The sequence below is a fragment of the Avibacterium sp. 20-129 genome, assembly GCF_026226845.1.
Lineage (GTDB): Bacteria > Pseudomonadota > Gammaproteobacteria > Enterobacterales > Pasteurellaceae > Avibacterium.
Map to the genome: position 1 here is coordinate 102,395 of NZ_JAKKOE010000001.1, position 13,017 is coordinate 115,411.

Consider the following 13,017-nt stretch of genomic DNA (forward strand, 5'->3'; position numbering starts at 1 on the left):
CATCAGTTGATGGTAACGCGAGGATGCTATGCAAAAAGAAACTAAGCAAAAAGAAACAGATCTTACCGATGTACAAAATGCGCTAGATCAAACGGTGGCAGAAACCATTCGTTTAACACAATACAGTCACGGTGCAGGGTGCGGTTGTAAAATTTCACCAAAAGTCTTAGAAACCATTTTACATTCGGAAATGGAAAAGTTTGTTGATCCAAATTTATTGGTTGGCAATGAAACCAAAGATGATGCTGCTGTTTATGACATTGGTAATGGATTAGGCATTATTAGTACAACGGATTTTTTTATGCCGATAGTCGATGATCCTTTTGATTTTGGGCGTATTGCGGCGACTAATGCCATTAGTGATATTTATGCGATGGGAGGCAAACCGATAATGGCAATTGCTATTTTAGGTTTCCCAATTAAATTGTTACCACCGAGTGTGGCAAAACGGATTGTTGAAGGTGGACGCTTTGCTTGCCAACAAGCTGGTATCGCGCTGGCTGGTGGGCATTCTATTGATTCACCAGAACCCATTTTCGGCTTAGCCGTAACGGGAGTGATTTCTACAGACAAAGTGAAAAAGAATGCTTCCGCACAAGCAGGATGTAAACTTTATTTGACTAAACCATTAGGCATTGGGGTTTTAACCACAGCAGAGAAAAAAGGTAAGCTCAAGCCAGAACATAAAGGGCTTGCCAGTGCAACAATGTGCCAAATGAATAAAATCGGTAGTCAATTTGCTGAATTGGAGGCAATTACCGCGATGACGGATGTAACCGGTTTTGGTTTGCTTGGCCATTTAAGTGAGATTTGTGAAGGTTCACAGCTTAAGGCTAAAGTGTATTTTGATAAAATTCATACCTTAGATGGCGTGATTCATTATATTGAAAAAGGTTGTGTGCCGGGTGGAACAGGGCGAAATTTTGAGAGTTACGGACATAAAATTTCACCTATGAATGAGCGACAAAAAGCGGTATTGTGTGATCCGCAAACTTCAGGTGGGTTGTTGATTGCAGTGAAGCCTGATGCAGTGGCGCAAGTAATGGCATTGGCACAGAAAGAGGGAGTTGAATTGTTTGAAGTGGGAGAGCTCACTGATCAAGAACAGCAGTTTTTGATTGAAGTTGTGTAGTGCCTAAAAGAAAAATCCCTCAAATAATTGAGGGATTTTTTTATGTTTATTTTACTTGATCCAGTAAAAATTGGGTCAGCAAGTTTACAGGACGACCTGTCGCCCCTTTGTTTGCGCCTTGTAGCCACGCTGTGCCAGCAATATCTAAGTGCGCCCACGTATATTTTTTTGTGAAATTAGATAAAAATTCACCTGCGGTAATCGCACCGCCCCAACGTCCACCAATGTTGGCAAGATCAGCAAATGGAGATTTAAGTTGTTCTTGATATTCTTCGCTTAAGGGTAAACGCCAAGCTTTATCGGCACTTTGTTGTGCGGCATTTAATAGCTGTTCTGCGAGATGATCATTTGGCGACATTAAACCGCTGTTGTGCTGACCAAGTGCCACCACACAAGCCCCTGTGAGTGTGGCGACATCAATCACTAACTCAGGCTCAAAACGTTCTACATAAGTGAGCGTGTCGCACAGCACTAAACGTCCTTCTGCATCGGTATTCAGCACTTCAACGGTTAAACCACTCATTGTGGTTAAAATATCGCCGGGGCGATAAGCATTGCCGTCCGGCAAATTTTCACAGCCAGCTAAGACACCAATCACATTTAATGGCAATGCTAATTCTGCTAATGCGTTCATCACGCCATAAACAGAGGCAGCGCCTCCCATATCGTATTTCATTTCGTCCATACTGTCGGCAGGTTTTAAGGAAATACCACCTGCATCAAAGGTTAAACCTTTACCCACTAAAACAATTGGTTTGGCTTGTGGATTAGGGTGATTGCGGTATTCAATAATGGAAAGTTGAGCTTCATTCTTACTGCCTTGAGATACCGCAAGATAGGCATTCATTCCAAGCTCTGCCATTTCTTTTTCACCTAGTACGGTGGTGCGAATGTGCGGTGATTTTTCGCTGAGTTTTTTGGCTTGCTCGGCTAAATAGGCTGGATTACACACATTAGGTGGGCAATTTGCCACATCTTTTGCTAAGGCAACACCTAATGCAATGGCTTGGCCTTGCTGAATCGCTTTTTCAGCCTCTGTAAGCTGTACGGATTCAACCGCAAACACCACTTCCTGTAAGACGGAATGTTTATCAGATTTTTGGCTTTTAAATTGATCAAATTGATAAAAACTTTCAGCAATGCCTTCCACTGCAAATCTCACATTCCAATAAAGATCACGTTCGTTGATTTGCACTTCCGTTAAAAAGTTATGCACTTGTTCCGCATTGGTGGCGTTTACCGCTTGAATAGCACTTTTGATGACTTGTTTATATTGACGAACGCTAAGTTCTTCTTGTTTGCCACAACCCACTATAAAAATGCGTTCGAGATTTGCATTAGATAAACGCAAGGTAACCACTTCACCGAGTTTGCCTTTCATATCACCTACACGAATAAGTTGGCTAATAGCGCCTTGGCTTAATTGATCAAGTGTTTGTGCTGCGGGAGAAAGTTTTCCTTCTTCAAACACAGCAACGATAACATTACCTGTTACCGCAGAAAGTGCGGTGTTTTTTACAGTATATTTCATTTGTTCCTCACTAATTTACTGCCTTCTGTTGAAAAATACGTTATTATACGCCATTCAATTTGAAACGACTTCTATAAAAATTGCAAGCAAAATAACATAGGCAATACGGTGATTTTAACAAGATATTTAACGAAAGAAGTATTAAAAAGCCAAATGGCGATCCTGTTCATTTTACTTCTCATTTTTTTCTGCCAACAACTTGTGCGTGTACTTGGTTCGGCTGCAAACGGAAAAGTGCCGGCAGATTTGGTATTTTCCTTATTAGGATTGGGGATGCCGACAATGGCACAATTAATGTTGCCTTTGTGTTTATTCATTGCTTTATTACTTACCTTTGGTCGCCTTTATGCAGAAAGTGAAATTACGGTAATGCGTGCTTGCGGCGTAGGGCAACGTTTATTGGTAAAAGTCGCATTAATTTTATCTTTAGCCACTGCGGGATTAGCAGCTTACAATGCGTTGGTTCTTTCGCCTTGGGCATTACAAAAGCAAAGCCAAATCGTCAAAGATGCAAAAGCAAACCCAACAATGGGGGCGTTAGCAGCAGGGCAGTTTATTTCAGCGAATAGTAGTGATTTGGTTTTATTTATTGATAAAGTTCAAAATAATACCATTGAAGGGGTTTATGTTTTTCAAATGCAAAATAAAAAAAATGAAAAACCCTCTGTCATTATGGCTGATCGTGGTGAACTCACCGCGTTACCAAATGGTGATCAGGTGTTAAACCTCACCCATAGCCAACGCATTGAAGGGAGTGCCGTGTTACCTGATTTCCGTATTACCGATTTTGAGCAGTATCAAGCCTACTTAGGTTATAAAGCCACAGAAAATGAGACTGATGATGCCGAAACTTTGCCCTTAAGCCAACTATTAAATAGCACGACGCCAGCGGGTAAAACAGAGCTTCATTGGCGCATTACACTTATTTTAGCAGTTCCTATTATGGCATTAATCGCGGTACCACTGAGTCGTGTTAATCCTCGCCAAGGACGATTTGCCAAAATTTTACCCGCACTTTTACTTTATCTCATTTATTTTTTATTGCAGAGTTCTTTTAAATCAGCGGGGGCAGCTGGGAAAGTCGATGCAAGTGTACTTATGCCAGTGGTAAATTTTAGCTTTTTGGCGTTAGGTATATTATTGAATGGCTGGAACAGTGCCTTTATGTACAAAATTCGCTATCAATTATTCAAAAAACGTGCCTAAGGAATAAAAATAATGATGAATACATTAGACCGTTATATTGGAAAATCCATTTTAGGGGCGATTTTTGCCACCTTGCTTACCTTAGTTGGACTCTCAGCAATTATCAAATTTGTCGAGCAATTTCGTAGCGTAGGGCGAGGAACTTACGATGTATTACACGCGGGACTTTTCACGGTATTAACAATTCCAAAAGATATTGAAACCTTCTTTCCAATGGCAGCACTACTTGGTGCATTAATTGCCTTGGGAAATCTAGCTAGTCGTAGTGAATTAGTGGTCATGCAAGCGTCAGGATTTTCACGCTTAAAAATTGGTTTTGCCGTAATGAAAACCGCCATTCCCTTGGTGATCATTACAATGATCATTGGTGAATGGGGGATTCCTCAAACGGAACAATTTGCACGAGATATGCGTGCTAAAGCGATTTCTGGCGGAGAAATGCTTTCCGTTAAAAATGGTGTATGGGCAAAAGATGGCAATGATTTTATCTATGTGAGACGAATTACCGACAACGTAAAACTCAATGATATTTATATTTATCATTTCAATGATAAACGCCAGTTAGAACAAGTCAGCCACGCGAATCAAGCAGAATTTAAAGAGGGCAACTGGCAATTAATGCAAGTGAATAAATCACAAATTGCTACAGACAAAATTACAACAACAAATTATCTTAACGAAGCGTGGCAAACCACCTTAACGCCTGATAAATTGGGCATTGTCTCCTTACGTCCAACCTCACTTTCTATTTCAGGGCTGGCAGATTATATTGCATTTATGAAAGAAACTGGGCAAGACGCAAAACGTTTTGAACTCACTTATTGGCGTAAACTCTTCCAACCGATTTCCGTTGGGGTAATGATGTTACTTGCGCTTTCTTTCATTTTTGGTCCATTGCGTAGTGTTACAATGGGCGCAAGAATGATTACCGGAATTTGCTTTGGCTTTTTATTTTATGTCGTTAATGAGATTTTCGGCCCACTCAGTTTAGTTTATAATGTGCCGCCAATTGCAGGGGCATTAATGCCTAGCGGGCTATTTATTCTTATTACTTGGTGGTTATTAGCACATAAACGTTAATACTAAAGTGCGGTATAAGAAAGAGCCATTTTTATAATCGCTTTTTGATTATTTATAACAGGAAATTTTATGACAGAAAACAATTCACTCACCTTGGTAACACATACGCTTTCTCAATGGAAAGATTGGCTGATTGGTTTTATTCCTAATATTGTTTCAGCCATTATTTTACTTACACTTTTCTATTTTCTAGCCAACATTCTGAGCAAAGTCGCATTGCGCATCTATAGCCGTTTATTTGCCAAAAACTTGCGTGCGGCGAAAGGCATTGCCATTGGTGTGAAAATACTGATTTGGTTTTTAGGCATTATTCTGGCGTTAGAAGTATTACATCTTGCCTCATTTCTAACTCACTTACTGGCTGGTGCAGGAATTGTGGGCATTATCGCCGGATTTGCCTTTAAAGATATTGCATCTAATGCGTTTTCAGGCTTATTAATTAAATCAGAACAACCTTTTGATATTGGAGATTGGGTAAATATCAACAATTCAATTGGTAAAGTGATGAACATTGGTTTAGTTACCGTAGAATTAATGACCATTGAAGGGGAAACCGCCTTAATTCCAAATCAGATGATTTATAGTGGCGAATTTTTTAATTATTCTAAATTGAAAAAACGCCGCGTGATTTTATCTACGGGCGTGTCTTATGGTGATGATCTGGATAAAGTTCGCCAAGTTACCTTAGCATTAATACAAGAGTGGGATTTTGTAATCGATAAAAATGACATCAATTTCTACTTTACTGATATTGGTAGTTCAACCTTTGATTTCGTTATTCGTTTCTGGGTAAACTTTGTAACCTATGAAGATTATTTAGAATCCAAAAGCCAAGCGATTATGGCGTTGAAAAAACGCTTTGAGCAAGAAAATATCAGCATTGCCTACAACGTAACTACGCTTGATTTTGGCGTAAAAGGCGGTGTGAACTTGTTCGATAAAACTCTTCAACTCAATGACAATCGCGCAACCGCAAAAGTACAATAACGAAAAAACAAATGTGAGCCTATCTTTCAACGATAGGCTTTTTTATCCTGAGTAAAAAATTTACTTTATTTCTTTCTACAAAGTGCGGTGAAAATACGTGAAATTTACACCGCTCTTTAAAATTGACTAAAATTACTTCACTCATCATTAAATTGACAAATTTTACTTGCAAGCAAAAATCAACCCCGTATAATTCATCACATCTAAAGCATAACAAATGCTTTTACCTAAATATCTCTTTAGCCAGTGTGACGAAATTGGTAGACGTAGCGGATTCAAAATCCGCCGCCCTTAAAAGCGTGTCGGTTCGAGTCCGACCACTGGCACCATTAAGAATTTCGTACTAAGCTATGAGTTAAGCCTTTCAAATCAATAACTTACGGCTTTTTTCTTTTCTGATGAATTATCCAAAATATCATTTTTAGCATCAAATTTTGTCGTGTTTAAAAGGCGGTATCGTAGACAAAAAATGATCTGCCCCTCAAGAGTTGGACTAAACAACCAACTGATCAAGGTGCAGATTTTTTATGACGAAATATACTCAAGGTTTCAAACAACAAGTACTCGACTTTTATCTTCAAAATGGAAAAAATCGTTCGCTTACTCGCCGCTATTTTCAGCTTACCAAAAGCACATTAGCATGCTGGATTGCAACATTTAATCATAATGGAATCAATGGATTAGCTGCGTTAGGTAAAAACGCTGTTATTCTGTTGAATTTAAATTAAAGGTCATTCAAGCGATCAAAAAAGGACAATGTTGCGCTGAAGCCGCGTGCTTTCACTTTGATATCCCCAATTCCGGGATAATTAGCCAATGGCTGCAAACCTTCAAAAAATAAGGTATAGAGGGAGTATTTCCCAAACCTAAAGGTTGTTCAAGTATGAAACTAACATCGACTAAAATGCCACCGAAGCCCAAAATAGAAGAGGAGAGCTTGCGTTACCCAATTTTGGAATGAGAAGCGGAGAATGCAATACTAAAAAAGTGGCAGGAATTCAACCAACAAAAATGCAGAAAAAGCTGTCATTGTAAATACCTTGCGCTCGCGTTTTGCGTTAGTGCCTTCTTTTATTATCTCAAGTCAAAGGTTGATAAAAATGTAGTGATTTCACAGCAAATAGAGGTTATTTATCGCAAAAATGACGAAAATTATGGGGAGCGTCGAATTACCTTAGAATTAAGAATATTTATGGCTGTCCTAGATAACTAGGCTAAACTCCCTTTAACTAATTGTTTTAAAATAGAAATTTGAGATTTTAAGTTACTGTTATTAAAACGCCATTCGCATTCCTTCAAATAAAGCTCAAAATGCGCTTTAGGAATACCGTTAAACTTGCGTAAATGGCGTTTCGCCTGATTCCAAAAGTTCTCAATTCCGCTAATGTGATTTTGTTTTTCTGCAAAGTGTGTACTGTGATTGATGCGAAAATGGTTAAATTCACTCACGTCAAGTACATCATAACTTCGGTAGAAATCAGTGTAAACAAGGCTATCAGGCTTTACTTGCTCGCGAATGATTGGCAACAATGTCGCAGATTGGGTATTTGGCACCGCGACGGTGTAAACCTTACCATTGCGCTTTAAAAGCCCAAATATATTCGGACGTAAAGATGTCGGTGATCATCAATTATTCGGTATATTAGGATGTGGCAAATCACAAATTGCTTATGCCAAAGTGGCGTTAAATATTGTTGATGTGAATACTTCCGAAATTGTTTATTCGACACAAGGTGCGGGAGAATATAGCTTATCTAACAGAGAAATCATTGGTTTTGGTGGTACTTAGGGCTATGATTCAACACTTAATGGTAAAGTACTCGATCTTGCTATTCGTGAAGCAGTAAATAATTTAGCCGAATCTATCGACAATGGTGCTTGGAAACCCAATCCATAAAGAGGTAGCAAATGGTGCGTAAATTGTCTAAATCATCTTTACTATTTAGTATGGCTATGCTCTTAGTCACTTGTGGAATACATCAAAAGTCGATGTATTACTGGAAAGATTATAATAATGCTGTATATAACTATCTTAAAAATAATAATACTTCTCTCTAACGCCACTTGGGGAATGTTAACAGCAACAACCTATCCATTATCAGAGGCTGGTTATTATGTTTTTCCTGTTGCCGTCGTTAATGAAACATTTAAGCAAAATGGGCTAACCAATGCAGCAGATATCCATAATATTAAGTTAGATAAGCTACATTCTATTTTTAATAATGATGCAGTACTATACATAACAGTAAAAGACTATGGAACACGTTATCAATTAATTCAGAGTGTAACAACCGTTGAAGCAACTGCGAAGTTAGTTGATGCTAAAAATGGTAAAGAATTATGGTATGGAACAGCTATCGCATCTGATGCGGGTCAGAAAAATAATAACGGTGGATTAATCGGCGCGCTTGTTGGGGCTATTGTTGATCAAGTTGCTGGGACATTACTAGATAAAGGCTATGATATCGCTCAGTTAGCAGGGGCTCAGTTATTATCGCCAACAAAACCAAATGGGATTTTATATGGCCCTCGCTCCCCCAAATATAAAACAGAAATCAATAAATAGCTTATGATATTAAAGGGCAGAATTATTATTCTGCTCTTTATTTTAAACCTGCCATACCAACATCACAAAAAACAATAATGATACGCCCATTTCAACCATTCCCACTTGCTTTACTGAAAGTTTATATTTAGGAAGAATTAAGGCGCGGAGAAATGGTGGAAAAAAGGCGAGTGCTAACCCATATTGCTGGCATAAGGCAAAACCTAATATACAAAGCAAATGAAAAAGAATGGAAATTTGTAAATATCGAGGATTTTTGCGTTCACGCATTACAGATTTAACATAAAGGGTTACACCTACAAAAAATAGGCTTGGATATAGCGCCACCCAGTAGATTTTATGATCGAATTGCGAGTTAGCGAAATAATACGCGGCCATTCCAGCGATCGCAAAAATAATAATCCCTGCAAAATCATTAAGTAATGCTCGCTCATTTTTTTGTTTTACATAATAAATATTCACTGCCACAAAAGGTAACATTGCGAGTAAAAAATAGAATATATGCCAGTTATGCAACAAGGCAGGTAAGGCAAAAAGTAAGCTAGCTGTCGCGTAAATTAGCGTCCATTTACGATAAAATTCAAGATTTCTGCCTTTAAATAAATTTAAAAAAGGATAGGTCATCAAATAAAGAGAGAACCACGCTAGCAAAAGAAATAAATGGCGTGTCATCGGCGTGGAGAGCAACATTCCGTATAAAAACGGCATTAATGCCATCACGATAGCACCGTGTTGATTGGAAATAAGCAATTTCATAATAAATTTTCTAAGTGCGGTGAAAAATTACCAAGAATTTTAGCTATTTTTACGTACAATCGCTATAATCTTTGCGAATTATTTTTATTTCATAGAAAGGAAAAAACGATGACAACTATCCAACGTTTTCACACCAATGAACGCCTTGCTGAAATGTGCATTTACAATGGCGTAGCTTATTTGGCGGGGCAAGTGCCAGAAAATACTCAAGGCAATGCCTATGAGCAAACCAAAGAAGTGCTAGGTTTGATTGATAAATTGCTGGCGGAAGCGGGTTCAAATAAAAGTAACATCTTAAATGCACAGATTTTCTTGGCTGATATGCAAGATTATACGGAAATGAACCGAGCTTGGGATGAGTGGGTGGATCGTCATAATCCACCAAGCCGTGCAACCGTAGAAGCAAAACTCGCACTGCCTGAGTGGAAAGTGGAAATCGTCATTACGGCTGCGGTTTAAGCAAGGTTAATTCCACCAGTAACGGATTATGATCGGAGCTGGTGGTTTGCATCGTGCGTGCAGACTTCACATTAAAACCGCGTACAAATACCCAATCTAGCGGATTCGCTAAAAAACGTAGCCTGTCATCTGGCTGAAATGAGACAGGAACTAAACCATAAAGTGCGGTGAGTTTTTTAATTAAATTTATCCGCCCACTATTCCACGCATTGAAATCCCCTGCCAGAATAATTGGCCCTTGATGCGATTTAATCAGTTTAAACATTGCTTCTAACTGCTGTTGATAGCGAACTGGGTTAAGCTCAAAATTGACCAAATGTAAATTAATCGTTAATAAAGATTGCCCATTCGCCAACGGAAACCTCATCGCATTCCCCACTTTAGGAATACGAATCCAAGGCTCGACAGAGGAACCCGCACAGAAAGATTGTGGCTGAAAATGGCTCATCAGCATTACCCCAGATTGCTTCCCCAAATAAGCAAAGCTACTGGCATAAAGTGCGGTAGGAAATTGCTGAGAAAATTGCTGTGCTAAATGTTGCTCGCTAGATACCTCTTGCAAAAAAAGAAAATCGGATGCTTTCGCAAAGCGCGAAAGTGCGTTTTGCCAACCTTTATCTTGCCCTTTGTGCATATTCCACACTAACAGACGAAAATTCTGCTGCTCAATAGGTTTAACAGATTGCTCGGTATAAAAACAGGTCACTGCGCTATCCAGTGCTTTACGCTGATAAGCCAATGGGCTTTTTGTATGAAATTGAATTTGCGGAACAGGATAAATTTCTAGGCTATGCCACAAATAGCCCAAACCAAGCAAAATCATCCCTAATAGGGCAATAAAAAAGGATTTTAGTTTACTCATTTTGATGTATTTTGAAAATTTGTGCTTTCTAAATAATAGCAGTTTACTTATACTACGCCAATTAATTTGGCTTATTCTCCATCCCTTTCCTTTATCAAGTGGAGCAAAATGAGCCACTTTTCTTAGCAAAATTCTTTATTATTTTGATTAAGGCTCTTCAATGAACGTTTATACCTACATTTGCTTTCTCTCTGCCATTTCTATTTTGATTGGTTTTATTACGCAGAAAATTAATGACAAAATTCAATATACCATTGCCATCACCGCCACCTCAATGGTTGCTTCTCTGATTTTGTTAATAATGGGGCATTTCAATTTATTGCACATTGATTCACTTGCCAAGGGCGTGATGGAACAAATTGATTTTAAAAGCTTTCTGCTCAACGGGATTTTAGGTTTTCTTCTCTTTGCCGGGGCGCTAGGCATAAAACTCCCCGTAATGAAAAGCCAAAAATGTGAAATCACCATTCTCGCCTTATTTTCTACTTTCGCCTCCACATTCCTTATCGGTTCAAGTTTTTATCTTTTAACTTACATCCTTGGCTGGGAAGTGGATTTTATCTATTGTATGTTGTTTGGCGCATTAATTTCGCCTACTGACCCTATTGCCGTATTGGCGATTATCAAAAATCTCAAAGCACCAAAAAAACTTTCGATGAAAGTAGAGGGAGAATCCTTATTTAATGACGGTGTGGGTTTGGTGATTTTTACCACTATTTTTGCCGTCGCATTTGGGGGCAAACAGCCAACAATCGCCGATGTCAGCGAACTCTTTTTTATGGAAGCAGGCGGCGGATTATTATTTGGCTTAGTTCTTGGATTAATCGCACACTTTCTTATTTCTGCTACTGATGATGGTAGTTTAGAAATTCTCCTTACGCTCACCATTCCTACGGCGGGCTTTATGATTGCCGATTTACTTGAAGTTTCCGGCGCATTAGCAATGGTGGTGTCGGGCATCATTATCGGTAACTGGACAAGACACACAGGATTTTCCAAACAAAGTCAGCACTATTTAGATCATTTTTGGGAAATGATCGATCATTTCCTCAACTCCCTTTTATTCCTGTTAATTGGTGCGGCAATGTTATTAGTAAATTTCACCTATCAAGGCATTATCCTTAGCTTGATTGCTATTCCATTGTGTTTACTGTGTCGTTATATCAGTGTATGGACGCCCTTTAAATTTCTCAGTATGAAAACCACATACAATCCATATACCTTACGCATTCTCACTTGGGGCGGTTTACGCGGTGGGCTTTCACTGGCAATGGCACTTTCTCTTCCCGTGGGTAGCCTATATATCCCTAAAATTGGTATGAACGTGCGCGATTTGCTCTTAGTGATGACCTATGCCGTGGTAATGTTCTCCATTCTCGTCCAAGGCACAACCATTGAAACAATGGTTCGTAAATCTAAAGAAGCCACCTTACAAGCCAGAGGCTATGTAGGGTTAAAGCCTGAGCATAAAGAAGAAAAAGAGGCATAAAAAAGATAAAAAAGAAAGGCTAACTCAAGTGATCTGCCCCCAAAAAGTTAGACTCTATTTTAATTCAAGGGCTGAGTTCTGTATTTCACGGGGCTTAGTCCTTTTAGCTTCACTTGAATACGCTCATTCTTGTAGTAATGAATGTACTCGTAAATCACTTTTTCAAGCTGTTCAAAGGTCTCAAACCGTTTGCCAAAGTAACATTCCGTCTTCAATCGCCCGAAAAAGCTTTCCATCGCGCCATTATCAAGACAATTGCCTTTTCTCGACATACTTTGCTTAATCCCGTGTTTTTTCAATATTCCACACCAAAGTCATAGTGTTTTTAGCTGTTTTTTTGGTGTCCCAAAGTTAAACCGAAATTCACATTCTTTCAAGAATAACGGAAAAGATTTCTTGTCAATTTTGTTATATTTTCTTAGTACTCGTTTAGCCTGATTCCAGAAATTTTCAATCCCATTAATGTGATTTTTTGCTTCTGCGAAATGCGTTGAATGATTAATTCTGACGTGCTTAAATTCGCTTATATCTAGCACATCGTAGCTGTGATAGTAATCGGTATAAACAACGCTATCAGGCATAATTTTCCTTTTAATTACAGGGAGTAAGGTGTTAGCCTTAGTGTTTTCAACAATAACCGTATAGACTTTTCCTTCTCGCTTCAGCATTCCAAAAACAGCTGTTTTATCCTTAGCACCTCGCCCCTTTTTTCTTTTTTTCCCGATAAAATCGCTTTCATCAAGCTCGATTTCACCAGCAAAAATTTCATTGGCATCTTGGGCTAAATGGTTGCTAATCACCTCCCTGATTTTGCGATAAAAGAGGGCGGCTGAATTAGGGTTAATTTCCAGTAAATTTGCTGCTGAACGAGCCGTCACTTCAAGCACAAAAAATTCTAGCTGTTTTTTCTATATAGATTTCTTGAGTTTACAATGAGTTATCTTCATTT

11 protein-coding genes, 1 tRNA gene and 4 pseudogenes are annotated in these 13,017 nt (G+C 38.7%); 10 read left to right on the top strand and 6 right to left on the bottom strand.

All coding sequences use genetic code 11. The features are described from left to right. Window positions 1–94 precede the first annotated feature (94 nt). Window positions 95–1,132: a selenide, water dikinase SelD gene (gene selD, locus L5B90_RS00435; protein WP_265762527.1), complete on the top strand. Its 1,038-nt coding sequence runs from the start codon at window positions 95–97 to the stop codon at window positions 1,130–1,132. A 46-nt stretch (window positions 1,133–1,178) separates the two neighbouring features. Here the strand turns inward: selD and L5B90_RS00440 are convergent, their stop codons facing one another. Then, a complete protein-coding gene (locus tag L5B90_RS00440; protein ID WP_265761841.1) occupies window positions 1,179–2,663 on the bottom strand; it encodes a leucyl aminopeptidase in 1,485 nt (494 codons plus the stop codon). 108 nt (window positions 2,664–2,771) lie between these two features. Between L5B90_RS00440 and lptF the strand changes: the two genes are divergently transcribed. From lptF to L5B90_RS00465, 5 genes and pseudogenes are all read left to right on the top strand, one after another. Next, entirely contained in the window at window positions 2,772–3,869 is a 1,098-nt protein-coding gene (lptF, locus tag L5B90_RS00445) for an LPS export ABC transporter permease LptF (RefSeq protein WP_250350061.1), read from the top strand. A gap of 12 nt (window positions 3,870–3,881) precedes the next feature. Continuing rightward, entirely contained in the window at window positions 3,882–4,949 is a 1,068-nt protein-coding gene (gene lptG / locus L5B90_RS00450) for an LPS export ABC transporter permease LptG (protein WP_250363126.1), read from the top strand. 69 nt (window positions 4,950–5,018) lie between these two features. Beyond that, entirely contained in the window at window positions 5,019–5,936 is a 918-nt protein-coding gene (locus L5B90_RS00455) for a mechanosensitive ion channel family protein (protein ID WP_265761842.1), read from the top strand. A gap of 242 nt (window positions 5,937–6,178) precedes the next feature. Then, window positions 6,179–6,265 (top strand) — tRNA-Leu (locus L5B90_RS00460). A 198-nt stretch (window positions 6,266–6,463) separates the two neighbouring features. Continuing rightward, a pseudogene (locus L5B90_RS00465) lies at window positions 6,464–7,143 on the top strand (helix-turn-helix domain-containing protein); the annotation flags it as partial. A gap of 2 nt (window positions 7,144–7,145) precedes the next feature. Here the strand turns inward: L5B90_RS00465 and L5B90_RS00470 are convergent. Beyond that, a pseudogene (locus tag L5B90_RS00470) lies at window positions 7,146–7,535 on the bottom strand (IS1595 family transposase); the annotation flags it as partial. A gap of 1 nt (window position 7,536) precedes the next feature. On the opposite strand from L5B90_RS00470, the pseudogene L5B90_RS00475 reads away from it, so the two are divergent. Further along, window positions 7,537–7,833 (top strand): annotated as a pseudogene (locus L5B90_RS00475) (CsgG/HfaB family protein); the annotation flags it as partial. A 117-nt stretch (window positions 7,834–7,950) separates the two neighbouring features. Continuing rightward, window positions 7,951–8,502: a DUF799 domain-containing protein gene (locus tag L5B90_RS00480; RefSeq protein WP_250363124.1), complete on the top strand. Its 552-nt coding sequence runs from the start codon at window positions 7,951–7,953 to the stop codon at window positions 8,500–8,502. 42 nt (window positions 8,503–8,544) lie between these two features. Here L5B90_RS00480 and L5B90_RS00485 read toward each other — a convergent pair whose 3' ends face one another. Further along, window positions 8,545–9,258, bottom strand: coding sequence for a YwiC-like family protein (locus L5B90_RS00485; RefSeq protein WP_250363123.1), 714 nt, complete (start codon window positions 9,256–9,258; stop codon window positions 8,545–8,547). A gap of 108 nt (window positions 9,259–9,366) precedes the next feature. Between L5B90_RS00485 and L5B90_RS00490 the strand changes: the two genes are divergently transcribed. After that, on the top strand, window positions 9,367–9,717 hold the full coding sequence (locus tag L5B90_RS00490) for a RidA family protein (protein WP_250363122.1): 351 nt from the start codon (window positions 9,367–9,369) through the stop codon (window positions 9,715–9,717). Here L5B90_RS00490 and L5B90_RS00495 read toward each other — a convergent pair. Further along, entirely contained in the window at window positions 9,701–10,579 is an 879-nt protein-coding gene (locus tag L5B90_RS00495) for an endonuclease/exonuclease/phosphatase family protein (RefSeq protein ID WP_250363121.1), read from the bottom strand. The two genes, L5B90_RS00490 and L5B90_RS00495, sit on opposite strands and share 17 nt — an antisense overlap. A gap of 160 nt (window positions 10,580–10,739) precedes the next feature. Here L5B90_RS00495 and L5B90_RS00500 point away from each other — a divergent pair, with 160 nt between their 5' ends. Beyond that, window positions 10,740–12,068 carry a cation:proton antiporter gene (locus L5B90_RS00500; protein WP_250363120.1) on the top strand — a complete coding sequence of 443 codons (1,329 nt, stop codon included), beginning with the start codon at window positions 10,740–10,742 and terminating at the stop codon, window positions 12,066–12,068. Between the two features lie 59 nt (window positions 12,069–12,127). On the opposite strand, the pseudogene L5B90_RS00505 reads toward L5B90_RS00500, so the two are convergent. Next, window positions 12,128–12,370, bottom strand: a pseudogene (locus L5B90_RS00505) (transposase); the annotation flags it as partial. Window positions 12,371–12,382: 12 nt separating this feature from the next. After that, entirely contained in the window at window positions 12,383–12,955 is a 573-nt protein-coding gene (locus L5B90_RS00510; RefSeq protein ID WP_250363119.1) for an IS1595 family transposase, read from the bottom strand. Window positions 12,956–13,017 lie beyond the last annotated feature (62 nt).